This is a genomic window from Mycobacterium sp. E2497 (assembly GCF_001668695.1).
Classification (GTDB): Bacteria; Actinomycetota; Actinomycetes; order Mycobacteriales; family Mycobacteriaceae; genus Mycobacterium.
This window is the reverse complement of record NZ_LZKD01000207.1, coordinates 63,491-86,409: the sequence shown is the minus strand read 5'-3', so window position 1 is coordinate 86,409 and position 22,919 is coordinate 63,491. Positions and strand designations below refer to the sequence as shown.

21 protein-coding genes are annotated in these 22,919 nt (G+C 70.8%); 5 read left to right on the top strand and 16 right to left on the bottom strand.

Annotated features, from left to right (window positions below; translation table 11 throughout):
- Window positions 1-70 precede the first annotated feature (70 nt).
- A complete protein-coding gene (locus A5713_RS19070; RefSeq protein WP_231980522.1) occupies window positions 71-1,747 on the top strand; it encodes an adenylate/guanylate cyclase domain-containing protein in 1,677 nt (558 codons plus the stop codon).
- A gap of 3 nt (window positions 1,748-1,750) precedes the next feature.
- On the opposite strand, the gene topA is transcribed toward A5713_RS19070, so the two are convergent.
- From topA to cspA, 3 genes are all read right to left on the bottom strand, one after another.
- Entirely contained in the window at window positions 1,751-4,561 is a 2,811-nt protein-coding gene (gene topA / locus A5713_RS19065) for a type I DNA topoisomerase (protein WP_067925249.1), read from the bottom strand.
- A gap of 193 nt (window positions 4,562-4,754) precedes the next feature.
- Window positions 4,755-5,345, bottom strand: a complete 591-nt coding sequence (locus tag A5713_RS19060; RefSeq protein WP_067925246.1) for a hypothetical protein — start codon at window positions 5,343-5,345, stop codon at window positions 4,755-4,757.
- A gap of 143 nt (window positions 5,346-5,488) precedes the next feature.
- On the bottom strand, window positions 5,489-5,692 hold the full coding sequence (gene cspA / locus A5713_RS19055; RefSeq protein WP_007166602.1) for a cold shock protein CspA: 204 nt from the start codon (window positions 5,690-5,692) through the stop codon (window positions 5,489-5,491).
- Window positions 5,693-5,952: 260 nt separating this feature from the next.
- On the opposite strand from cspA, the gene A5713_RS19050 reads away from it, so the two are divergent.
- Together A5713_RS19050 and A5713_RS19045 are read left to right on the top strand one after the other, a co-directional pair.
- Window positions 5,953-8,295 carry a DEAD/DEAH box helicase gene (locus tag A5713_RS19050; RefSeq protein WP_068097988.1) on the top strand — a complete coding sequence of 781 codons (2,343 nt, stop codon included), beginning with the start codon at window positions 5,953-5,955 and terminating at the stop codon, window positions 8,293-8,295.
- 46 nt (window positions 8,296-8,341) lie between these two features.
- Window positions 8,342-9,379, top strand: coding sequence for a PAS domain-containing protein (locus A5713_RS19045; protein ID WP_067925240.1), 1,038 nt, complete (start codon window positions 8,342-8,344; stop codon window positions 9,377-9,379).
- On the opposite strand, the gene A5713_RS19040 is transcribed toward A5713_RS19045, so the two are convergent.
- Genes A5713_RS19040 through ssd form a run of 7 tightly spaced genes read right to left on the bottom strand, consistent with a single transcriptional unit; the run spans window position 9,376 to window position 13,839 of the window.
- Window positions 9,376-9,663: an Rv3654c family TadE-like protein gene (locus tag A5713_RS19040; RefSeq protein WP_369804498.1), complete on the bottom strand. Its 288-nt coding sequence runs from the start codon at window positions 9,661-9,663 to the stop codon at window positions 9,376-9,378. The two genes, A5713_RS19045 and A5713_RS19040, sit on opposite strands and share 4 nt — an antisense overlap.
- Before the next feature lie 31 nt (window positions 9,664-9,694).
- On the bottom strand, window positions 9,695-9,997 hold the full coding sequence (locus A5713_RS19035) for a TadE family type IV pilus minor pilin (RefSeq protein ID WP_082973033.1): 303 nt from the start codon (window positions 9,995-9,997) through the stop codon (window positions 9,695-9,697).
- 23 nt (window positions 9,998-10,020) lie between these two features.
- The gene (locus tag A5713_RS19030) at window positions 10,021-10,227 is read right to left on the bottom strand and encodes a DUF4244 domain-containing protein (RefSeq protein WP_102419418.1); all 207 of its coding nucleotides are present in this window, start codon (window positions 10,225-10,227) and stop codon (window positions 10,021-10,023) included.
- A gap of 12 nt (window positions 10,228-10,239) precedes the next feature.
- Window positions 10,240-10,836, bottom strand: coding sequence for a type II secretion system F family protein (locus tag A5713_RS19025; RefSeq protein WP_197516413.1), 597 nt, complete (start codon window positions 10,834-10,836; stop codon window positions 10,240-10,242).
- Window positions 10,833-11,633, bottom strand: coding sequence for a type II secretion system F family protein (locus A5713_RS19020; RefSeq protein ID WP_068097987.1), 801 nt, complete (start codon window positions 11,631-11,633; stop codon window positions 10,833-10,835). Before A5713_RS19020 ends, A5713_RS19025 begins: the two co-directional genes overlap by 4 nt.
- Window positions 11,630-12,790 carry a TadA family conjugal transfer-associated ATPase gene (locus tag A5713_RS19015; protein ID WP_068097986.1) on the bottom strand — a complete coding sequence of 387 codons (1,161 nt, stop codon included), beginning with the start codon at window positions 12,788-12,790 and terminating at the stop codon, window positions 11,630-11,632. Before A5713_RS19015 ends, A5713_RS19020 begins: the two co-directional genes overlap by 4 nt.
- Window positions 12,787-13,839, bottom strand: a complete 1,053-nt coding sequence (gene ssd, locus A5713_RS19010) for a septum site-determining protein Ssd (RefSeq protein ID WP_082973036.1) — start codon at window positions 13,837-13,839, stop codon at window positions 12,787-12,789. Before ssd ends, A5713_RS19015 begins: the two co-directional genes overlap by 4 nt.
- 479 nt (window positions 13,840-14,318) lie before the next feature.
- Between ssd and A5713_RS19005 the strand changes: the two genes are divergently transcribed.
- The gene (locus A5713_RS19005) at window positions 14,319-15,152 is read left to right on the top strand and encodes an HAD-IB family hydrolase (protein ID WP_067925231.1); all 834 of its coding nucleotides are present in this window, start codon (window positions 14,319-14,321) and stop codon (window positions 15,150-15,152) included.
- A gap of 447 nt (window positions 15,153-15,599) precedes the next feature.
- On the opposite strand, the gene A5713_RS19000 is transcribed toward A5713_RS19005, so the two are convergent.
- The 5 genes from A5713_RS19000 to A5713_RS18980 are packed head-to-tail and all read right to left on the bottom strand — an operon-like array spanning window position 15,600 to window position 21,385.
- A complete protein-coding gene (locus tag A5713_RS19000; RefSeq protein ID WP_068097985.1) occupies window positions 15,600-16,355 on the bottom strand; it encodes an oxidoreductase in 756 nt (251 codons plus the stop codon).
- A gap of 11 nt (window positions 16,356-16,366) precedes the next feature.
- Entirely contained in the window at window positions 16,367-17,980 is a 1,614-nt protein-coding gene (locus tag A5713_RS18995; protein ID WP_068097997.1) for an ABC transporter ATP-binding protein, read from the bottom strand.
- On the bottom strand, window positions 17,977-18,852 hold the full coding sequence (locus A5713_RS18990; protein WP_067925225.1) for an ABC transporter permease: 876 nt from the start codon (window positions 18,850-18,852) through the stop codon (window positions 17,977-17,979). The genes A5713_RS18995 and A5713_RS18990 overlap by 4 nt, the downstream gene beginning before the upstream one ends.
- A complete protein-coding gene (locus A5713_RS18985; RefSeq protein WP_068097984.1) occupies window positions 18,845-19,771 on the bottom strand; it encodes an ABC transporter permease in 927 nt (308 codons plus the stop codon). Before A5713_RS18985 ends, A5713_RS18990 begins: the two co-directional genes overlap by 8 nt.
- Window positions 19,772-19,774: 3 nt before the next feature.
- Window positions 19,775-21,385: an ABC transporter substrate-binding protein gene (locus A5713_RS18980; RefSeq protein WP_068097983.1), complete on the bottom strand. Its 1,611-nt coding sequence runs from the start codon at window positions 21,383-21,385 to the stop codon at window positions 19,775-19,777.
- A gap of 76 nt (window positions 21,386-21,461) precedes the next feature.
- Between A5713_RS18980 and A5713_RS18975 the strand changes: the two genes are divergently transcribed.
- Complete coding sequence (locus tag A5713_RS18975; protein ID WP_068097982.1) at window positions 21,462-22,262, top strand: hypothetical protein; 801 nt, start codon at window positions 21,462-21,464, stop codon at window positions 22,260-22,262.
- 7 nt (window positions 22,263-22,269) lie between these two features.
- Here A5713_RS18975 and A5713_RS18970 read toward each other — a convergent pair whose 3' ends face one another.
- Window positions 22,270-22,812: a DUF4232 domain-containing protein gene (locus tag A5713_RS18970; RefSeq protein ID WP_197516412.1), complete on the bottom strand. Its 543-nt coding sequence runs from the start codon at window positions 22,810-22,812 to the stop codon at window positions 22,270-22,272.
- Between the last annotated feature and the right edge of the window lie 107 nt (window positions 22,813-22,919).

The following is a 22,919-nucleotide window of genomic DNA, read 5'->3' as shown; positions in this document are numbered from 1 at the left end:
GATCGGCCACCGTATCGCGACGATCCCGTTACATTCCCCCTGTTTTCGGCCCGGCTGGGCCCGGTTCGAGATCGTTGTAAGTTTCCGACAAGTCCATGCCGACCGATACGGTGGGATCGTGGCATCACCGGCAGCACTGCCCGGGCGGATCAGCGGATTCGTCCGGTGGGTGGTGCGTACCCCGTGGCCGCTGTTCTCGCTGAGCATGCTGCAGGCCGACATCATCGGCGCCCTGTTCGTGCTCGGCTTCCTGCGCTACGCGCTGCCCCCCGAGGATCGCATCCAGCTGCAGGATCTGCCGGTTCTGAACCTGGCGGTCTTCGGGGCCGCGCTGGTGGTGTTGTTCCTGGCCGGCTGGATGGTGAATCTGAAGCTGCTGATGCCGGTCTTTCGCTGGCAGCGCCGGGACAACCTGCTCGCCGAGGCCGACCCGGCCGCCACCGAGCTGGCCCGTAGCCGGGCCCTGCGGATGCCCTTCTACCGCACGCTGATCAGCATGGCGGCCTGGTGCATCGGCGGCGTGGTGTTCATCATCGCCAGCTGGTCGGTCGCGCGGTTTGCCGCGCCCGTCGTGGCCGTCGCCACCGGGCTGGGCGCCGCGGCCACCGCGATCATCGGCTACCTGCAGTCCGAGCGGGTGCTGCGGCCGGTGGCCGTGGCGGCCCTGCGCAGCGGTGTGCCCGAGAACGTCCAGGCGCCCGGCGTGATCCTGCGGCAGATCCTGACGTGGATGCTGTCCACCGCGGTCCCGGTGCTGGCGATCGTGCTGGCGGTGATGGCGGACAAGGCGTCGCTGCTGCACGCCACCCCGGAGAAGCTGTTCACCCCGATCCTGTTGCTGGCGCTGGCGGCGCTGGGCATCGGCTTCGTCAGCACCCTGCTGGTGGCCATGTCGATCGCCGACCCGCTGCGCCAGCTGCGCTGGGCGCTGTCGGAGGTGCAGCGCGGAAACTACAACGCGCACATGCAGATCTACGACGCCAGCGAGCTGGGCCTGCTGCAGGCCGGCTTCAACGACATGGTGCGCGACCTCTCCGAGCGGCAACGACTGCGTGACCTGTTCGGCCGCTACGTCGGCGAAGATGTCGCCCGGCGGGCACTGGAGCGCGGCACCGAGCTGGGCGGCCAGGAGCGCAACGTCGCGGTGCTGTTCGTCGACCTGGTCGGCTCCACCAAGCTCGCCGCGACCCGGCCCCCGGCCGAGGTGGTCCACCTGCTCAACGAGTTCTTCCGGGTGGTCGTCGAAACCGTCGGCCGCCACGGCGGTTTCGTCAACAAGTTCCAGGGCGACGCCGCGCTGGCGATCTTCGGCGCGCCGATCGAACACCCCGACGCTTCGGGCGGCGCGCTCGCCGCGGCCCGCGAGCTGCACGACGAGCTGCTTCCGGTGATCGGGTCCGCGGAGTTCGGGATCGGGGTGTCGGCGGGCAGGGCGATCGCCGGGCACATCGGGGCGCAGGCCCGCTTCGAGTACACGGTGATTGGGGACCCGGTCAACGAGGCCGCCCGGCTGACCGAGCTGGCCAAGCTGGAGCCCGGGCACGTGCTGGCGTCGGCGATCGCGGTCAGCGGCGCACTGGACGCCGAGGCCCTGTGCTGGGATGTGGGCGAGGTGGTCGAGCTGCGCGGGCGCACCGCCCCCACCCAGCTGGCGCGGCCGGTGAAGCTGGCCGGGTCCACGGACTCCCACCCCGTACGGCCCGTGCGCGAGGATGTGCACAGCGAGGCCATCGGCCCCGGCTTCTAGGGGCTAGCTGCCGCGCTTGGCGGCCTTCTTGGCCGGGGCCTTCTTGCGCGCGGCCTTTTTCGCCGGACGCTTCACCGGGCCGCGCGCCCGCCGGTCGGCCAGCAGTTCGGCGGCCCGCTCGTCGGTGATCGACAGCACGTCGTCGCCCTTGCGCAGGCTCGCGTTCGTCTCGCCGTCGGTGACGTAGGGGCCGAACCGGCCGTCCTTGATCACCATCGGCTTGCCGGTCGCCGGGTCGGCGCCCAGCTCGCGCAGCGGCGGCGCGGCGGCGGCCTGCCGGCCGCGGCGCTTGGGCTCGGCGTAAATCTTCAGCGCCTCGTCGAGCGTGATCTCGAAGATCTGGTCCTCGGTGGCCAGCGAGCGAGAGTCGGTGCCGCGCTTGAGGTATGGGCCGTAGCGGCCGTTCTGCGCGGTGATCTCCTCACCGGTCTGGGGGTCCACGCCCACCACCCGGGGCAGCGAAAGCAGCTTCAGCGCGTCCTCGAGGGTGACGGTCTGCAGGTCCATGCTGCGCAGCAGCGAACCGGTGCGAGGCTTCGGTCCGGTGGGCTTCTTCCCCTTCTTGGCTGGGGTGGCGTCGCCGTCTTCCGGGGGCGGCTCAGGCAGGATCTCGGTCACGTAGGGGCCGTACCGGCCGTCCTTGGCGACGATCTCGTGCCCGGTCTGCGGGTCGACGCCCAGCGAGCGTCCCTGCTGCGGCGTGGCGAACAGCTGCTCGGCCACCTCCAGCGTCAGCTCGTCGGGCGTCAGCGAGTCGTTGAGGTTGGCGCGCTGCGGCGTCGGTTCGCCGTCGTCGCCGGTGACCATGCGTTCCAGGTAGGGCCCGTTCTTACCCACCCGGACGTACACCGGCCGGCCCTGCTCGTCATCAAACAGCTTGATGGAGTTGACTTCTCGGGCGTCGATGCCTTCGAGGTTGACGCCGACGAGCTTCTTCAGCCCGCCGGACCGGGCCACCGAGTCGGCCACCCCGTGGTCGCCGCCGAAGTAGAAGCGGTTGAGCCAGTCGGTGCGCCGCTCCTGCCCGGAGGCGATCGCGTCGAGTTCGTCCTCCATCGCGGCGGTGAAGCCGTAGTCGACGAGCCTGCCGAAATGCTGTTCCAGCAAACCGGTTACGGCGAACGCGACCCACGACGGCACCAGGGCGCTGCCCTTCTTGTGCACGTAGCCACGGTCCTGGATGGTCTTGATGATCGACGAGTACGTCGACGGGCGGCCGATGCCCAGCTCCTCGAGCGCCTTCACCAGCGACGCCTCGGTGTAGCGCGCCGGCGGGTTGGTGGCGTGGCCGTCGGGGGTGAGTTCGACGGCGTCCAGCCGCTGGCCCTGCGTCAACTGCGGCAGCCGGCTCTCGGCGTCGTCGGCCTCGCCGCCGGCCAATTCGTCGACGGTTTCCACGTAGGCCTTCAGGAAGCCGGCGAACGTGATGGTGCGCCCGCTCGCGGAGAACACGACTTCTCTTCGGGTACCGGCCGCCGTTGATTGACCGTTGATCCGCAGGCTCAGCGTCGTGCCGCGCGCGTCGGCCATCTGCGATGCCACCGTGCGCTGCCAGATCAGCTCGTAGAGCCGGAATTCGTCGCCGTCGAGCTCGCGGCGCACCGCGTCCGGGGTCGCGAACGCCTCGCCGGCGGGCCGGATGGCCTCGTGCGCCTCCTGGGCGTTCTTCACCTTGCGGGTGTACTGACGCGGCGACGGCGAGACGTACTCCTCGCCGTAGAGCTGACGCGCCTGGGTGCGCGCGGCGTTGATCGCCGACTGCGACAGCGTCGTCGAGTCGGTACGCATATAAGTGATGTAGCCGTTCTCGTAGAGCCGCTGGGCGATGCTCATGGTGCGCTCGGAGGAGAACCGCAGCTTGCGGCCCGCCTCCTGCTGCAGCGTCGACGTCATGAACGGCGCGTAGGGCCGGCGGGTGTACGGCTTCTCCTCCACCGAGGCGACGGAGAGCTGGGCGCCACGCAGCCCGGTGGCCAGCTCCGTCGCCTGAACCTCGTCCAGCACTGTGACTTCGTCGGACTTGCGCAGCTGGCCCAGCGAGTCGAAGTCACGGCCGGTGGCCACCCGCAGCCCGTCGACGGAGCTCAGCCGGGCGGTGAACGTGGGCGGTGAGGCCTGCGGGTCGGACACGCTGGCGTCCAGCCGGGCCAGAATGTCCCAGTAGGAGGCGCTGCGGAACGCCATGCGGTCGCGTTCCCGCTGCACGATGATGCGCGTGGCCACCGACTGCACCCGGCCCGCCGACAGCTTGGGCGCGACCTTCTTCCACAGCACCGGGCTGACCTCGTAGCCGTACAGGCGGTCCAGGATGCGGCGGGTTTCCTGCGCGTCGACCAGGTCGATGTCCAGGTCACGGGGGTTTTCGGCGGCCTCGAGGATGGCCGGCTCGGTGATCTCGTGGAACACCATCCGCTTGACCGGGATGTTGGGCTTCAGGGTTTCCAGCAGGTGCCAGGCGATGGCTTCGCCCTCGCGGTCACCATCGGTGGCGAGATAGAGCTCGTCGACGCCTTTCAGCAAGCCCTTCAGTTCGCTGACGGTGCTCTTCTTCTCCGGGCTGATGATGTAGAGCGGTTCGAAGTCGTGATCGACGTTGACCCCGAGCCTGGCCCACGGCTCGGACTTGTATTTCGCCGGCACGTCGGCCGCGGCGCGGGGCAGGTCTCGGATGTGTCCCCGCGAGGATTCGACGATGTAGTTGGACCCCAGGTAGCCGGCCAATTTGCGCGCCTTGGTCGGCGACTCGACGATGACGAGTCGCCTACGGCTCCCAGCCCGGCCGCTTTCGCGGTCCTTGAGATTCTGGTCGGCCAACTACGCTTACGCTCCATCCTTGATCCCGGCCCCCCTGCGAGGCCGCCCCGCAGAAGAATGACAGGCCGGCGTGGAAAATTCCGCGGAAATTCAGATACGCCAGCGTTCCTTCGCCCTCGGGCACCTGACAATTTCGCACCCTTGGGCGCAACTGCGCAAACCGGCAAGCGGAATCGCAAATCTATTTCGGCGGTTATACCCGCGGCCACACCGATGATGCCTCGACCCCGGCGGGGGCGTCGCCCACGTTCTCTACCAGGCGCGATAGCCGCCGACGCCCGCTGATCCGCAGCGCCGGGCGACCACCGCGGGTGCCGATCAGGGTGGGGGCGATTCCGACCCGCATCAAAGCCGACGCCAGCGGGGAATGGGTATCGGGCGCGTGGGGATCGAGCCCGAGCAGATAATGGTCGCCGTCGGGATGACCGGCCGCCAGCGTCCATGCCCGCAATTCGCGTGGCCCGGGCAGCCACCGCGGCGGCACGGTCTTGACCGCCCCGCGCGTCCATTCGGTGGCCAAATTCACCAGGGACGCGGTGACCGTCGTCCGCACCAGCGGGGTGTCCTCGTCGGTGCGGCCGATCTCGAACGCCAGGCCGGCCTCGCGGATCATCTCGGCCAGCGCGCCGGCGCGCCACGGCTGGTCCACCACCACGGAAAGCCGTGCGCCCTGCGCCTCGTGGCCACCGACCATGACGATCTGACCGGAAGCCGCCAGCACCCCGGAGAGATCGGCGACCGCGGGCGGCACCGACTCCGCTGTGAAGAAGGAAAGCTGGCTCACGCCACCGACAGTAGGCCAGGTCGACCGTCCGCGTCTTGAGGCGCGGCGCGCCGGCGACCTCGCGAGCCCGCCAGGTTACGAAAACCCCCCGGCGGGCCCGCTGGGCGGGACTGCACGGGGGGTTCGTGGAGATTCGGCTCGTCTTAGACGGAGCGGACTCCGGTGGCCTGGGGGCCCTTAGGGCTGTGGCCGATCTCGAACTCGACCTTCTGGTTTTCTTCGAGGGTGCGGAAGCCCGAACCCTGGATCTCCGTGTAGTGGACAAACACGTCTGCGGAGCCGTCTTCGGGGGCGATGAACCCGAAGCCCTTCTCCGCGTTGAACCACTTCACAGTTCCCTGTGGCATCTCTCGATCTTTCCTTTTCTTCTGGGTGCGGGGCATCGCCTTTCGATGCCCCGGGCCTGTACGACCGCCATACCTCGCTCAGTCGCCGGAACTTCACCCGACCGATTAACCTCGCAGGAACCGCGGCCGCAACGATAGATCCTGCGAAAGTTTGACACGAACACAGAAGCTGCGACCGCAAATAGTCAACCATGTTCATCGCTTCGGCGACAGACTTGCGCCGTTGGACGCAGTCTCGGCCGAGTCCCAGGAGGGTGCGGATGGCGAGTTTCGGTAGCGAGCTGCTCGCCGCCGCGCTCGCCGGAACCGCGGCCGACGAGCACCCGCTGCGCCACGTCGCCGAGCTGCCGGCCCGCGGCGGCCGCCCGCACGGCTGGCCGGCGTGGGCCGAGCCCGACGTGGTGCGCGCGTTCACCGACCGCGGCGTCAGCTCACCCTGGTCACACCAGTCGGTGGCCGCGGAATTGGCGCACGCCGGCCGTCACGTGGTGGTGAGCACCGGGACCGCGTCGGGCAAGTCGCTGGCCTATCAGCTGCCCGTGCTCAACGCGCTGGCCACCGATCCCCGCGCCCGGGCGCTGTACCTGTCGCCGACGAAGGCGCTGGGCCACGATCAATTGCGCGCCGCGCACGCGCTCACCGCGGCCATCCCGCGGTGCCACGACGTCGCACCCACCGCTTACGACGGTGACAGCCCCCCGGAAGTGCGCAGGTTTGCGCGCGAACGCTCCCGCTGGCTGTTCTCCAACCCCGACATGATCCATCTGTCGATCTTGCGCAACCACGCCCGCTGGGCCGTGCTGCTGCGCGGGCTTCGGTTCGTGATCGTCGACGAATGCCATTACTACCGTGGAGTTTTCGGATCGAACGTGGCGATGGTGCTGCGCCGGTTGCTGCGGCTGTGCGCGCGCTACTCCGCTACACCGACGGTCATCTTCGCCAGCGCGACGACGGACGCGCCGGGCGCGACGGCCGCCGAGCTCATCGGGCTCCCGGTCGACGAGGTCACCGAGGACGGTTCCCCCCAGGGCGCCCGGACGGTGGCGTTGTGGGAACCGGCGCTGCGGACCGACCTGCTGGGCGAGAACGGCGCGCCCGTGCGCCGTTCGGCTGGCGCGGAGGCGGCGCGGGTGATGGCCGACCTGGTCGCCGAGGGGGCGCAGACGCTGACGTTCGTCCGGTCGCGCCGCGCCGCCGAGCTCACCGCGCTGGGCACCCAGGCACGGTTGGACGACATCGCGCCGGAGCTCTCCGGCAAGGTGGCCTCCTATCGGGCCGGCTATCTCGCCGAGGACCGCAGCGCGCTGGAGCGCGCCCTGGCGGAGGGCCGGCTGCGCGGGCTGGCCACCACCAACGCCCTGGAGCTGGGTGTCGACATCGCGGGGCTGGACGCGGTGGTGCTCGCCGGGTTCCCCGGGACGGTCGCCTCGTTCTGGCAGCAGGCCGGCCGGTCGGGCCGGCGCGGGCAGGGCGCGCTGGTCGTGCTGATCGCCCGCGACGATCCGCTGGACACCTACCTGGTGCACAACCCGGCGGCGCTGCTGGGCAAGCCGGTCGAACGGGTGGTGATCGATCCCGCCAATCCTTACATTCTGGGGCCCCAACTTCTTTGTGCCGCAACCGAAATGCCGCTCGACGAGGCGGAGGTGCGTGACTTCGGTGCCGCCGGGGTGGCCGAGGCCCTGGTCGACGATTTGGTTGAGCAAGGACTGCTGCGGCGCCGCAACGGCAAGTACTTTCCCGCGGCCGGTCTGGAACCGCATGGCGCGGTGGACATCCGGGGGTCGGCGGGCGGCCAGATCGTCATCGTGGAGGCCGACACCGGGCGGTTGCTGGGCAGCACCGGCGTCGGCCAGGCGCCGGCTTCGGTCCATCCGGGCGCGGTTTATCTGCACCAGGGCGAGAGTTACGTCGTCGACTCGCTGGACCTCGAGGACGCGATCGCCTTCGTGCACGCCGAGGACCCCGGTTACGCCACGTTCGCGCGGGAAATCACCGACATCGCCGTCACCGGTACCGGCGAACGCTCGCGCTACGGGCCGGTCACCCTGGGGCTGGTGCCGGTCACCGTCACCCACCGGGTGGTGGGGTACCTGCGCCGCCGGCCTTCGGGGGAGGTCATCGACTTCATCGAGCTAGACATGCCCGAACAGACGCTGGCGACCACCGCGGTGGTGTACACCATCACCGAAGAGGCGTTGCTGCGCAACGGTATTGATGCGCCGCGGATTCCCGGGTCGCTACACGCCGCCGAGCATGCGGCGATCGGCCTGCTCCCGCTGGTGGCCAGCTGCGACCGTGGCGACATCGGCGGCCTGTCCACCGCGGTGGGACCCGACCCGGCCGGTCTGCCCAGCGTTTTCGTGTACGACGGCTATCCGGGCGGGGCCGGGTTCGCCGAACGCGGGTTTCGCCAGGTGAGCACCTGGCTGGGCGCGACCGCCGCGGCCATCGAGGCATGCGAGTGCCCGCGCGGATGCCCCTCCTGCGTGCAGTCGCCCAAGTGCGGCAACGGCAACGACCCGCTCGACAAGGCGGGTGCGGTGCGAGTCCTGCGGCTGGTGCTCGCGCAGTTGCCGCACGCGGAGCGCTCCGCGGGATGACGGCCGGCCCCCAAGGATGCGGGTCGTCGCCGTAAAATCTCACCGTATGGGCCACGACTGGTTGCTCGTGGAGACGCTGGGGGGTGAACCCACCGTGGTGGCGCAGGGACGCCAGCTGAAAAACCTCGTCCCCATCACCACGTTCATGCGCCGCAGCCCCTACCTCTCCGCGGTTCGGACGGCGATCGCCGAGTCGGTGCAGACCGGGCAGAGCCTGACCAGCATCACCCCCAAGCGCGACCGCGTCATTCGCACCGAGCCGGTGGTGATGTCCGACGGCTACATCCACGGCGTGCACGTGTGGACCGGCCCCGCCGACGTCGAGCCGCCCGAACGCCCCACCCCGGGGCCTCTGAAGTGGGACCTGACCCTGGGCGTCGCCACCGACACCCGGGAGTCGCTGGTGAACAGCGGGAAGAATCCCGAAGTCGAGGTGACCTTCGGCAGGGCCTTCGCGGAAGACCTTCCCTCGCGCGAGCTCAACCAGAACGAAACCAAGGTGCTCGCGATGGCCGTCAAGGCGGAGCCTGACCAAACACTTTGCAGCACATGGGATCTCACCGACTGGCAGGGCAACCCCATGCGCATCGGCTTCGTGGCGCGCACCGGCCTGGAGCCCGGCCCCGACGGCCGGGACCATCTGGTCGCGCGGGCGATCAACTGGCGCGCGGAACTCAAGGGCCCGGAGGTGTCGACAGACGATCTGGCGCAACGGATCCTGAGCGGGCTCGCCCAGGCCGGCGTGCACCGCGCGCTGATCGACCTCAAGAACTGGGCCCTGCTGAAATGGCTGGACGAGCCGTGCACCTTCTACGACTGGCGAGGCAGTGAGACGGGCAAGCCGAAGGTGCACCCCGATGACCAGCACCTGGTGTCCTCGATGACCGAGGAATTCGTCCACGGCGCCACCAGCCGAGTGCTGCGAATGCCCGGCCGCGACACCGAGTGGGTGCCGGTGCACGTCACCGTCAACAGGGTGGAGATCGAACCGGGCGCCTACGCCGGGCTGGTCTCGCTGCGGTTGCCCTCCAACGAGGAACTGGCCGCCGTGGGATTGTCGGGCGGCCCCGACCCGGGCTCCTAGCCGGGCGCAGGCCCCGCCCGTGCGGCGGCGCTCGCCGCCCCGCCGAGGACCGCGACACGCACCGTGACGACGACGTCGAGATCGTCCACCGCGCAACCGGCCTCGGTCCCCATCGCCCGGGCCACCGCCGTCGCACGGGCGCACGCGGCTTCGGGTCCGGCCGCCAACCGGCCGGCGGCGGCCAACGCGGCAAGGTCGGCCGCCGCCTGCGCGCGGTGGCGCGCGACCACGACCGCGCCGACCCAGGCCGCGGCGACCGTGGTGCACAGCAGCACCGCCACCATCCAGGCCGCGACCAGGGTGGTCGAGCCGCGGTCATGCCGACGGCTCGGCGACCGAGACCGCTTTTGCCGCGATGTCGAGCGCCGGCAACAGCTCCGAACGCGCGACGACGGTGGCCACCAGGAACTCGCCGTCGCGGTGCACCTCGACGCGCGCCCCGGCGGGGGCGATGCGCCGAGCCGCGCCGAGCGCCGACCGTTCGTCGCCGCGGGCGGCCAGCCGGGCCGCCTCCCGGGCGGCGTCCACGCAGCGGACCTGCATCGACAGCGCGGCGATGCCGGCCAGACACAGCACCAGCACGACGACCAGCGTGGCCACGCCCAAGGCCGCCTCCACGGTGCCGGCACCCGCACTGCCCGCTAGACCTTGGTGCTGAGCGCCCGACCGATGATGTGGGTCAGCGCCGACACGATGGAGTCGCCGGTCACGACGGTGTACAGGATCGCACCGAAGGCGGCGGCGGCGATGGTGCCGATGGCGTACTCGACCGTGGACATGCCCGACTCGTCGGACGCCAGAACCGTTACACGGGCCACCAGGCCCCGAAACATGTTGTGCAGCAACACTTCCCTTTCTCTTCACCATAATCCCGACTGCAATACCTGACCGGCGAGCCCGGCCACCACGGGAACGATGCCCAGGCACACGAACGCCGGCAGGAAGCACAATCCGAGCGGCCCGGCGATCAACACCCCGGCGCGCTCGGCGGTGGCGGTGGCAGCGTGCGCGGCGTTGTGGCGGGATTGGTCCGCCAACTCGGCGACGCCCTCGGCCAGCGCGGCGCCCGACGCCGCCGAGCGCCGGGCCAGCCGCAGCAGCGCCTCCACCTGCGCGTCGGCCAGGTCGGCCCGTGGATCGGCCGTGACCGTCCAGGCCGCGACGGGATCGGCGCCCAACGCCAGCAGATCGGCCGCGCGCCGCAGGACGCGGGCCAACTCCGGCGGCGCGGACGCCGCGGCGGCGGACGCCGCGGTGGCCACCGCCATGCCCGCTGCCAGGCACACGGCCAGCACGTCCAAACAGGATGCGACCGCCAGCGGATCCTCGCTGCGCGCCCGGCCGAGCGCGCTGCGCGCCCGATTCTCGCGGACCGGCGCCCGCGCACGCGCCCGCACCAGTGCCGGGCCGGGACCGATCCACGCGGCCACCGCCAGCAACACCGCCGCCGCCGTCACGACCCGAGCCGATCCGTGATGCGGTCGGCCCACAACAACCCCCCGCACGCCAGGGAGGAACCGACGACCAAGAACCATCCGCCGGCGGGCCCGTTGAGCAGGAAGGCGAGCGGCCGGGCCCCGATCAGTTGGCCCAGCAGCACGCCGAGCAGCGGCAGGGCCGCCAAGATCGCCGCGGTCGCCCGCGCGCCGGCCATGTTCGACGTCACCCGCGCCGAGAAGCGTTGCCGCTCCGCGATGTCGCGCTGCGCGGCGCGCATCAGGGTGGCTATGGCCAGGCCGTGGTCGCTGGCCAGTTGCCAGCACAGCCCCAGACGATCCCAATGCGCGGGCAGGGTCGACGACTGCGCCGCGGCCCGCAGACCGGCCGCGACGTCCGCCCCCAATCTGGCGCGGGCAGCGACCGCCCGAAACGACTCCGCGACCGCGCCCGCGGATTCCCCCGCGGCCACGGCGAACGCGCGCACCGGATGGGAGCCGACCCGCAGTTCGCCGACGAGCACGTCGAGTGCGCCTTCCAGCGCCCGGCCCTCGCCGACGGCGCGCCGGATGCGATGCTGGCGGCGATAGCGCAGGTTCGCTGTCGCGCCCACGACGCCCACGGTCAGCACCGTCGTCAACGGCAGCAGCACCGCGGCGGCGGCCACCGCCCCCGCGGCGAGGCAGGCCGCCCCCCGCGGCCCGGCCAGCTGGCGCCATGGGCGGCGTGACGTCACGGGCGCGAGGCGGTACCGCGGTGACGACGGAACGACGACGAGCGCGAGCGCCAACAGCACTCCGGCGGCGGGGGCGTTCACGCCGGCATCCGGCTGTGCAGCAACCGGCGCAGGAGCGCGGCGTCGTCGGTCATGCCGGCGTCGGCATGCCACACGGTGACCGCCCGCACCCGGCCGGCAACCCGGCGCAGCACGGCGATTTCGCCGAGCCGGCGCCGCCCGCTGCGATCCCGCCCGACGTGCAACAGCACCTGCACTGCGGCGGCGAGTTGACTGTGCAGCGCCGCGCGGTCGAGACCGCCCAGCGCGCCCAGCGCCTCCAGCCGGGCGGGAACTTCCGCGGGGTTGTTCGCGTGCACGGTGCCCGCTCCCCCGTCGTGGCCGGTGTTCAGGGCCGCCAGCAGATCCACCACCTCGGCGCCGCGCACCTCGCCGACGACGATGCGGTCCGGCCGCATCCGCAGGGCCTGGCGAACGAGCTGGCGCACGCCCACTTCGCCGACGCCTTCGACGTTGGCGCACCGCGCGACCAGCTTCACCAGGTGCGGATGCCGGGGCGCCAACTCGGCGGCATCCTCCACGCAGACGATGCGCTCGGTCGGCGCGACGGCCCCGAGCATGGCCGCCAAGAGGGTCGTCTTGCCCGCACCCGTTCCGCCGCACACCAAGAAGGCCAGCCGGGCGGCGATGATGTCGGCGACCATGGCCGCGGCCTCGGGCGCCAGGGCGCCCGACGCGGTCAGGGCCGCCAGGTCCTGGCTGGCCGGCCGCAGCACCCGCAGCGACAAGCACGTGCCCGCGACGGCCACGGGCGGCAGGACCGCGTGCAGTCGCACCGTGAACCCGGCGCCGATGCCGGTCAGCTGGCCGTCCACCCACGGCTGCGCGTCGTCCAGGCGCCGGCCGGCGGCCAGCGCCAGCCGCTGCGCCAGGCGCCGCACCGACGCCTCGTCGGCGAACCGGACCTGCGTGCGCCGCAGGCCGTTTCCGTCGTCGACCCACACCGCGTCCGGTGCGGTGACCAAGACGTCGGTGGTGCCGTCCGCACACAACAACGGCTCGAGGATGCCGGCGCCGGTCAGTTCGGTCTGCAGCACCCGCAGATTGGCCAGCACCTCGGTGTCCCCGAGCATCCCGCCGGACTCCGCGCGGATCGCGGCGGCGACGACGTTCGGCCCCAGCGGGCCGGATTCGGCCGCCAGCCGCTCGCGCACCCGGTCGATCAGCGAGCCGCTCACGCGGCCCTACCGTTCCGTGCCGGCCCGGACGACGCCCGCGGCCGCACGGCGAGCACCCGGCGCGCCGCCGCCGCCAGCGCGGAGCGCCGCCCGGCCCGCAGGCCACCGCGCTCGAGTTGCTCGGCGACTCGCGGCTCGGCCCGCATGGACGCCAGCAGGGGCAACCCGGTGATGTCGGCGATCTCGGCCGCCCGCAACCCGCCGGGCGACGGACCCCGCACCACCAATCCCAGGTTGGGGTTGACGGCGGCCAGCACCGGGGCCAGCGCACCCGTCGCCGCGCATGCGCGCACGTCGCAGCGGCTGACCACGACGACGAGGTCGGCGGCGTCCAGCGCAGCGTGCGCCGCATCGGTCAGGCGACGGGGAAGATCGCAGACCACCGTCACCCCGCCCCGCCGGCCGGCGTCGAGGACGGCGTGCACCGGCCCGGGCGCCAGCTCGTACCCACGCCGCGTACCGGACAGCACGCTGACGCCCCCGTGCCGGGGTAACGCCGCACGCACGGCCGACCAGTTGAGCCGGCCGCTCTGGACCGCCAGGTCCGGCCAGCGCAGGCCCGCCACGCTCTCGGCGCCCAACAGCAGGTCGATCCCGCCGCCCCACGGGTCGAGGTCCACCACCAGCGCCTCCGCGGCGGCCTGGGCGATTACGACCGTCAGCGACGACGCACCGGATCCGCCGCACCCTCCGATCACGGCCACGACGTCGCCGCGCGGCCCGTCGTCGGCGAACGCATCGGCCGCCTCGGCGAGCGCGCGCACCAACCCGCGCTCCTGCTCGGGCAGCCGCAACAGCTGCCCGGCACCGACCGCGACGGCCGCGGCCCACGTCGCGGTCGCCGGTTCGGCGGCCGTCAGCACGATCACGTGAGCGCGGCGCGGCAACGCCGCCCGCCCGCACCGCTCGGCCGCCGCTTCATCCAGCACCACGGCCGCGGCCGCGGACCACGTCTTGCGGCTCACGGCGCCGCCGGCATGGACGACGCGGACGCCGACGGCCGCGGCGACCCGATCCAACTCCCCGCGCAGCTCCGCGTCCGCCAACACCGCCAGCACGCCCGCGGCGGTCGCCACTTCGGGCTGAGGTGTGCTCGTCACGCGCCCACTCTGCGGGCCCGCGATGTTGGACACCAGTCCCAAACCCCGAATTTGGGGATAGAGACGCGAGTGTGCACAAAGACGTCGGCCGGCGCGCAGAGGTGGGAATGTCCGCAACTACTCGAGCGGCCGCGCCGCGCGGTCCGTATGAGCGGAACTGACCCTAGAAAAGGGACGACCCCCGCCAGGGGGGGAGGAGGCGAGGGTCGTCGTGCATCAGCCCCGGGGGGTCGGGCTGATGCACCCTCGGCTCAGGCCGAGTAATGCTTACTATACACATGCCAAGCCGCGGTAACGCAATAGCTCTTTCTATGAAAGAACACGTTGAGCCGCAAGAACACTGCCGTTACCGTAGGTCCCACTTTGCTGAGCGGCCATTTCGGGCCCAAGACCGCAGCGCCGGCGGAGCACCGACCTATGCTGGGGCCGTGACCGTCTTCGACCCGGCCGATGAGCAGCACACGACTCCCCGGGCCCGCACCGCGGCCTTCTTCGACTTGGACAAGACGATCATCGCCAAGTCCAGCACCCTGGCGTTCAGCAAACCGTTCTTCAACCAGGGACTGCTGAACCGCCGCGCCGTGCTCAAGTCGAGCTACGCCCAGTTCATCTACCTGCTCTCCGGGGCCGATCATGACCAGATGGACCGGATGCGCATCCACATGACCAACATGGTCGCCGGTTGGGATGTGGAACAGGTCAAGTCGATCGTCAACGAAACGCTGCACGACATCGTCACGCCACTGGTCTTCGCCGAAGCCGCGGACCTGATCGCCGCCCACAAGCTGTGCGGCCGCGACGTCGTCGTGGTCTCCGCCTCCGGCGAGGAAATCGTGGCCCCGATCGCCCGGGCGCTCGGCGCCACGCACGCGATGGCGACCCGCATGGTGGTCGAGGACGGCCGGTACACCGGCGAGATCGCGTTCTATTGCTACGGCGAGGGCAAGGTCCAGGCGATCCACGAGCTGGCCGCCAGGGAGGGTTACCCGCTGGAGCACTGCTACGCGTACTCGGACTCGATCACCGACCTGCCGATGCTCGAATCCGTCGGGCATCCCAGCGTGGTGAACCCCGACCGCGGGCTGCGCCGGGAAGCCGTCGAGCGTGGGTGGCCCGTGCTGTCCTTCTCGCGGCCGGTGTCGCTGCGCGACCGGATCCCGGCGCCGTCGGGTGCGGCGATCGCGACGACCGCAGCCGTGGGCGTCAGTGCGCTGGCCGCCGGCGCGGTCACCTATTCGCTGTTGCGCCGCTTCGCGTTCTAGCCCGCGCCCGGGGATACACAGCAAACGCATTTCCGGCGCCGCTTGGCAACTTTCGCAAAATTGGGCCTTGCTGCGTTAAGGGTCTAGTAGTACAAAGGAACCACGGAAGCCCGGTGAGGCCTAGGTCGATCCGGAAGAGAAGGTTCGATCTCCCGACCCGGGCGCCCAGCACGGTGCTCGGCACCCACGCGGAGTCATAGCCGCGATAATGGCAGAAGTGTTGCGGGCCTGCGTAATTGCGGATTGTAGACGGCGTCGACGGCCCTTTGGGTGGGGTTGCGACCGGAAGCATCGCAAGATCGCCGAGGCCAACCCACGCAGCCCCGAGATGCACGCATGGTAACCGAGTTCCGTGCTAGCGGGCGGCGGACCGAATACTTCGGGACGTCGCCCGCTTTGCATTGTCCGGCGGCGTTTTGCGCCGCCCTCCGGTCACCGGTCCAGCTATCAACCCGACAGCGACTCGGCGATCGTCAGAGCCTCCTGCGCACCGGCTCGCATCGCCCGGCAGCACAGCACCAGCCAGCCGCCCACCCCGGCCGCGGTGCCCTCGGCGAAGCCCCGGGCCGCGTCGCGATAGTCGGCGGGCTGCCGCATCCAACTCACCTCGGGCACACCCAGTCCGTGCGGATCCAGCCCGCTGGCGATGGTCACCAACCGCGACACGGCGCGGGCCACCACGCCGTCCGCGCTGCCGAACGGCCGCAGCGTCAGCAGTTCGCCGTGCGCGACCGCGGCGACCACCGGCGCGGGCGCCTGCGTGCCGCCGCTGACCAACTCCGCCAGCAACTCCAGCCGCTGCGCGACGCCGGCATCGGCGCGCGGCCGGCCCAGCTGGTCCTCGTCGACCTGGTCGGCCGCCGCCAGCATGTGCAGCCGGGCCAGCGCCTGCAGCGGCGCCCGCCGCCAGATCCCGACCAGCGGACCCTCGCCGCCTTCCAGCGCCTGGGCTACCCGCAGCGCCCCGCCGAACACCGGATCGCTCACCCCCGCCGCGTCCGCGAGGTCTTCCAACCGCACGGGTCCGCCGTCCAGCACCGACGACGCGCGGGCCGCCCGCAACGCCGCTTCGGCCGCGGTCACCGGCCAGCCGCGCAGGTTGGCCCGGTGGCGATGGGCGCGACCCAGCGCGTCGCGGGCCCGGTCGCTGGCCTCGGCCACGCCCGGCAACTCCATCAGCGGAGCCAGTGGATCAGCCGTCACAGGTTGCCAACCTATCCCGGTGGCACCGGCGCGCGCGGGATGGCCTCCAGCAGCTGACGGGTGTACTCGTGCCGCGGCCTGGTGAACAGCTCCTCGGTGGCGGCTTGCTCCACCACGCGGCCGGCACGCATCACCAGGACTTCGTCGGCGATCTGCCGGATCACCGCCAGGTCGTGGCTGATGAACAGGTAGGCGAGGCCCAGTTCGGCCTGCAGGCGGGCCAGCAACTCCAGAATCTGCGCCTGCACCAGCACGTCGAGCGCGGAGACCGCCTCGTCACACACCAGCACGTCCGGGCGCAGCGCCAGCGCCCGGGCGATCGCCACCCGCTGCCGTTGCCCCCCCGACAGCTCGCGGGGCAGCCGCCCCAAGACCGACGACGGCAACGCGACCTGGTCGACGAGCTCACGTACCGCGCGCTCGCGCTGCCCGCGGTCACCGAGGCGGTGGATGCGCAGCGGTTCCTCGATGGCGCGAAACACCGTGTACATGGGATCCAGGCTGCTGTAAGGGTTCTGGAACACCGGTTGCACCCGGCGCCGGAAGTCCAGCTGCTGCTGCCGGCTCAGTGCGGCGTCGACGCGGGCGCCGTCGAAGACGACCGTGCCCGAAGTCGGCGACAGCAGGCCGAGCACCATCCGCGCCAGCGTGGATTTGCCCGAACCCGACTCCCCGGCAATGGCCAGCGTGCTCGCCCGCCGCAACCGAAGCGAAACCCCGTCGACGGCACGGAAATCCGGGTGCCGCGTTCGCCGCCACCCGCGCGGCTCGCGGTAGACCTTGGTCAACTCCGAGGCGACGAGGATGTCGCCGGAGGCCCGGTGACCCGTGGGCCGGGCCGGACTCTTGACCGACAGCAACGGCGCCGCGGCCACCAGCCGCCGGGTGTAGTCGTGTTGCGGGTCGCGCAGGATCGCCTCCGCGGCACCGGATTCCACCACAACCCCGGCGCGCATCACGATCACGGACTCGGCGCGTTCGGCGGCCAGCGCCAGGTCGTGGGTGATCAGCAGCAGTGCGGTGCCGAGTTCGCCGGTGAGCCCCTGCAGGTGGTCGAGCACCTGCCGCTGCACGGTCACGTCCAGCGCGGAGGTCGGCTCGTCGGCGATCAGCAGCCGCGGCCGGCCCGCCAACCCGATCGCGATCAACGCCCGCTGGCACATGCCGCCGGACAGTTGGTGCGGGTAGCGACCCGCCTGCTTCGCCGGGTCCGGCATGCCCGCCCGGGCCAGCAGCTCCACCGCGCGTTCCCGCGTCCGGCGATCGGAGGTGTTGGCCCGCAGCGCTTCTGAGACCTGGAAGCCGACCTTCCAGACGGGATTGAGGTTGGTCGTCGGGTCCTGGGGTATGTAGCCGATCTCGCGGCCCCTGATCGCCCGCAGCGTCCGGCGGTCGGCCGCGGCGAGGTCGGATCCGTCGAAGAGGATGCGCCCGGCGGTGATCCGGCCGCCGGGCGGAAGCAGCCCGAGGATCGCCGCGGCCGTGGTGGATTTCCCGGAACCCGACTCGCCCACCACCGCGACGGTCTGCCCGGGCAGGATCGTCAGATCCGCGCCGCGCACGGCGGCCTGATCGCCGAAGCGGACCTCGAGGCCCTCGACAGCCAGCAGCGGTCCCCCGGTCATGGCCGCCACGCCCGGGACGCCGGATCGAGCGCGTCGCGCAGCGCGTCGCCCATCATCATGAAGGCCAACACCGTGATCGCCAGCGCGCCGGCCGGATAGAACAGGATGGGCGAGCCGGCCCGCAGCCGCGTCTGGGCCAGGTTGATGTCGCCGCCCCAGGACACCACGGTGCTCGGCAGCCCGACACCGAGGTAGGACAGCGTCGCCTCGGTGACGATGAAGACGCCCAGGGCGAGGGTGGCCATCGCGATGACCGGCCCCAGGGCGTTGGGGAGCGCGTGGCGCAGCAGGATTTGGAAGCGGCTCAGCCCCAAAGCTTTTGCAGCCAGGACGTAGTCGCTGGCGCGCACCGCCAGCACCGATCCGCGCGCGATGCGGGCCACCTGCGGCCAGCCGAACAACGCCAGGATGGCGATCACGGTCCACACCGTGCGGTGCCGCATGACCTGCATGAGCACGATCGCGGCGAGCAGCAGCGGCAACCCGAAGAACACGTCGCTGACGCGCGAGACCACCGCGTCGACCCAGCCGCCGTAGAAGCCGGCCAGCGCGCCGAGCGCGCCGCCGACGACGAACACCACCAGGGCCGCCCCCACGCCGACGGTGACCGAGGCCCGCGCGCCATAGACGGTGCGGGCGTAGACGTCGTGGCCCTGCAGGTCGGTGCCGAACCAGTGCGCACGCGACGGCGGGAGCAGGCTCTGGGCGGGGTCGGCGTAGCCGGGATCGGCCCCGGTGAACAGCGCCGGGAACATCGCGACGAGCACGATGAACAGGATCAGCAGGCCGGCGACGACGAACTTCGGGCGCCCCCGCAACCCGCGCCAGGTGTCCCGCCAGAAGCCGCTGCGCCGTGCCGACGGCTCAGCCATACCGGATCCTAGGGTCCAGGGCGGCATACAGCAGGTCGACGGCCAGGTTGGTGATCAGGTAGATCCCCACCAGCACCGTCACGATCGATACCACGGTCGGCGCCTCCTGCCGGGTGACGGCCTGATACAGCACACCGCCGACACCGTGGATGTTGAAAATGCCTTCCGTCACAATGGCTCCGCCCATCAGCGCCCCCAGGTCGGCGCCCAGGAAGGTGACGACCGGGATCAGCGAATTGCGCAGAATGTGCACCGCCACCACGCGCGGCCGGGACAACCCCTTGGCGGTCGCGGTGCGGACGTAATCGGCCTGCGCGTTGGCGGCCACCGCGGACCGGGTCAACCGCACCACGTAGGCGAACGACACCGAACCCAGCACGATCCCGGGCAGCAGCAGACGCCCGAACGTCGACCGCTCGCCCACCGTGACCGGCGCGATGCCCAGCTTCACCCCGAAGACGAACTGGGCCAAAAACCCCAGGACGAAGATGGGCACCGCGATGATGACCAGGCCGATGATAAGCACGCCCGCATCGAACAGGCCGCCGGTGCGCAGGCCGGCGATCACCCCGAAGCCGATGCCGAGCACCGCCTCGACGACCAGGGCGATCAGCGCGAGCCGCAGCGTGACCGGAAGGGCGTGGGCCAGAACGCTACTCACCGGCAGGCCGGAGTAGGAGCGGCCCAAGTCGCCGCGCAGAACGCCGCCGAGGTAGCGCAGGTACTGAACGATGAACGGGTCGTCCAGGTGGTAGCGGGCCCGCAGCTGCGCGGCGACCTCGGGCGTGAGCGGGCGGTCCCCCGCGATCGCGGCGACCGGATCACCCGGCAACAGGAACACCATGCCGTAGACGAGCAGCGTGGCGCCGAGGAAGACGGGCACCATGATGGCGATCCGGCGCGCGATGTACCAGCCCATGGCTCAGGCCTTGCCGATGTTCTCGTAGTCGGGCAGGCCGTTCCAGGTGAGCTTGACGCCGCTGACCTGCGGCGACCACCCGACCACCGCGATGTAGTACCACAGCGGCACAGCAGGCATGTCACGCAACAGGATTCGTTGGGCCGCGTTGACGAGCACATCGGCCCGCTGCAGGTCGGGGGCGGCCTCCGCGGCGGCCAGCCCGGCGTCGAACTCCGGGCTCGAGTATCCGACATCATTGGATCCCGCTCCGGTGGCGTACAGCGGGGCCACGAACTCGATCATCGACGGGTAGTCGCCGATCCAGCCCGCACGGAACGCGGTATCGATGGTGCGGCTGGTGATCTGGGTGCGAAAACCCGCGAACGTGGGGTGTGGCGCGCCGACGGCATCGATGCCCAGCACGTTCTTGATGCTGTTGGCCACCGCGTCCACCCACTCTTGATGCCCGCTGTCGGCGTTGTATGCGATCCAGTACCGCCCGCTCCATGGCGAGATCGCGTTGGCCTGCGCCCAGAGTTGGCGCGCCCGTTCGGGTCTGAAGTCCAATGCGTCGTTACCCGGGATGTGTGGATCGAAGCCGGGCAGCGAGCTGGCGGTGAAATCCCGGGCCGGGCTGCGGGTGCCGTTGAAGATCTGCTGACAGATCTGCGGCCGGTTGATGGCCGCCGACAACGCCAAGCGGCGCAGTCGTCCTTCCTCGCCCCCGAAATGCGGTAGCCGCAACGGCGTGTCGAGCGATTGGCTGACCGCGACGGGTGCACTGGCGGCGTTGCCGCCCAGGTCACGTTTGTAGATGGTCAGCGCGCTGGACGGAATCGTGTCCAGCACATCGAGATTGCCGGACAGCAGGTCGGCGTAAGCGGTGTCCAGGTTGGCGTAGAACTCGAACCGCAGCCCCTTGTTGTGCGGCTTTCGGTTGCCGCGGTAGTCGGGATTGGGCTTCAAGTCGATCTTGACGTTGTGTTCCCAGGCCGGCCCGTCGGGACCGTCCGCCAATTCGTATGGGCCGTTGCCGACCGGGTTGCGGCCGAACGCCGCCATATCCCGAAAAGCCCCGTCCGGTAACGGGTAGAACGCGTTGTGTCCCAGCCGCAACGTGAAGTCGACGGTCGGCGCCTTGAGCCGGACGGTGAACTCCAGGTCGCTGACCACATGCAGCCCGGACATGGTGGTCGCGCTCGGCTTGGCGGCCGCGACGTCGTCGAACCCGACGATCGGGCTGAAGAAGCTTTGCTGCAGTTGCGCATTGCTGCTCAGCGCCCCGTAATTCCACGCGTCGACGAACGAATGGGCCGTCACCGGCGAGCCGTCGGTGAACTTCCAGCCGGGCTTGAGAACGATTCGGTAGTTGGCGTTGTCGGTCGTCTCGACCGACTGCGCCACTTCCGGCGACGGCTTGCCGGCGGCGTCATAGGACACCAAACCGGCGAACAGCCGATCCAGGATCCGCCCTCCGAGGCTGTCGTTCGTGGCGGTCGGAATCAGCGGATTGGGCGGTTCACCTCCATTGACCACCACGAGCTCGGGGCTCAGCGCCCCGCCGCCGCACGCGGTCAGCGACGCGACCGCCAATAAGCCGGCGGCCAGGATCAGCACCCGCATCCGACGCATGACACCCGACCCTAGGGCCTGCCGACCGCACCGGCGGTGAAGTGTCCGGTACGGCATCGTCGATTAGGCTCGCGCCGTGATCGTTGCCTATCTGGCATCGGATGAATCCGCCGCTGAGCAGGCGGGGCGTTTGATGTTCGCGCTCGGCGTCCCCGCGATCGGGTTGGTGTGTCTGATCATCGGCGTGTGGGAGCGCTCGCGCCGGCGTCGGCGGCTTCCTCCCTACCCGCCGCCGTACCACCCCGGCTATCCGCCACCGCCACCGCCGACGGGGTATCCGGGCCCGTACCCCGCTCCGCCGCCCTACCCGGGCTACCCGCCCGCCGTGCCCCCGCGGCAATCCAAGGGCAAGTCGGCCACCGCGCTCATCACCATCGGTATCGTCCTGCTGGCGTTGGGCGGGCTGAACATCCTCCTCCACGCGGCCCGAGCGCTGTCGGAGCACCGGGGTGACTCGTTGCTGCGGGTCGGCGAGTGCATCAGTGAAAACGACTACAAGGCAAACCATTTCGATGCCCACCCGAGCGGTGGCTGCACCGACCCCGCCGCGACTTACGAACTGGCGTTCAAGGGGGACGCCTCAGCGAGCTGCCCCGACGGTAAACGGGAGCACTCGATCTACGAGCGCGCCAGCAATCATTCGACGACGCTGTGTTTCATCGTCAACTTGCAACAGGGCCGCTGCTACCTGTTCATCAGCGACGGCGAATCCGTGAGCCTCAGACCGGGCGACTGCGGCAACCCCAACCAGATTCAGGTCAAAGTGGCGCAGCGCATCGATGGCACGGTGGACGCCAGCCAATGCCCGCCCGGCGACAAGGCGGTCAGCTACCCGCAGCCGGCTCGGGTCTACTGCCTGGCGCGGGCGGACTCGTGACACCGCTTCAGACGGGCGTGACGGGGTGCACCTGCAGCGCGCACGCGTCGATGGCGACCGGCACGGTCAGCACCACGGTCGTGTCCGGGGGGTTGACCAGCAGCTCGGTGTAGGTGGGGCAGGGATCGCCGTCGGCATCGATGGCGATGCCCTCCACGACGGCCTGCGCCTGGGTGGACAGGGACAGGATGACGGTGGGCGGGGAGTCGGCGCCGCCCGGCAGGCCGCCCATGTAGCCGCGCGGTGTGGGTTGCGCATGAATGAGCGGCCCACCGGCACCCGAGTCGACCCCGGGGTAGCCGGTCAGCGTGCACGGCTCCGCGCCGCCGGCGAGGCTGAACACCAGGGTGGTCGCGCGGTGGCCCACGGCGGCCTGAGCCGGCGAGGCGGTGACGGCGATCTGGTCCGACCAGCATGGGGTCGGCGCGTCGGCGTTGTCGGCCGGCATGGCCCACGCCGGAGTCCCCAGCATGGCGGTGGCCGCGTAACCCGTTGCGGCCGTTGCAAAGCTGGGAACTAGTCGGCGAATCCGCCGCCCGTGACCCGGCACAGCGGTGATTATCCGCCATCCGCGCGCACTTTGAGCTCCATTTCGGGCGTTGCATTTCACCTTGTGGGGCTAGGCTCTCTGACGATTGACGAGCCTCGACACTAGGA

Coding starts and splice junctions, on each gene's coding strand:
- cspA (WP_007166602.1), bottom strand. CDS start 5,692: ATGCCACAGGGAACTGTGAAGTGGTTCAACGCGGAGAAGGGCTTCGGG.
- A5713_RS18995 (WP_068097997.1), bottom strand. CDS start 17,980: ATGACCGGGGGACCGCTGCTGGCTGTCGAGGGCCTCGAGGTCCGCTTC.
- A5713_RS19045 (WP_067925240.1), top strand. CDS start 8,342: ATGGGCCACGACTGGTTGCTCGTGGAGACGCTGGGGGGTGAACCCACC.
- A5713_RS19050 (WP_068097988.1), top strand. CDS start 5,953: ATGGCGAGTTTCGGTAGCGAGCTGCTCGCCGCCGCGCTCGCCGGAACC.
- A5713_RS18990 (WP_067925225.1), bottom strand. CDS start 18,852: ATGGCTGAGCCGTCGGCACGGCGCAGCGGCTTCTGGCGGGACACCTGG.
- A5713_RS18985 (WP_068097984.1), bottom strand. CDS start 19,771: ATGGGCTGGTACATCGCGCGCCGGATCGCCATCATGGTGCCCGTCTTC.
- A5713_RS19040 (WP_369804498.1), bottom strand. CDS start 9,663: ATGGTGGCGGTGCTGCTGTGCACCACGGTCGCCGCGGCCTGGGTCGGC.
- A5713_RS18980 (WP_068097983.1), bottom strand. CDS start 21,385: ATGCGTCGGATGCGGGTGCTGATCCTGGCCGCCGGCTTATTGGCGGTC.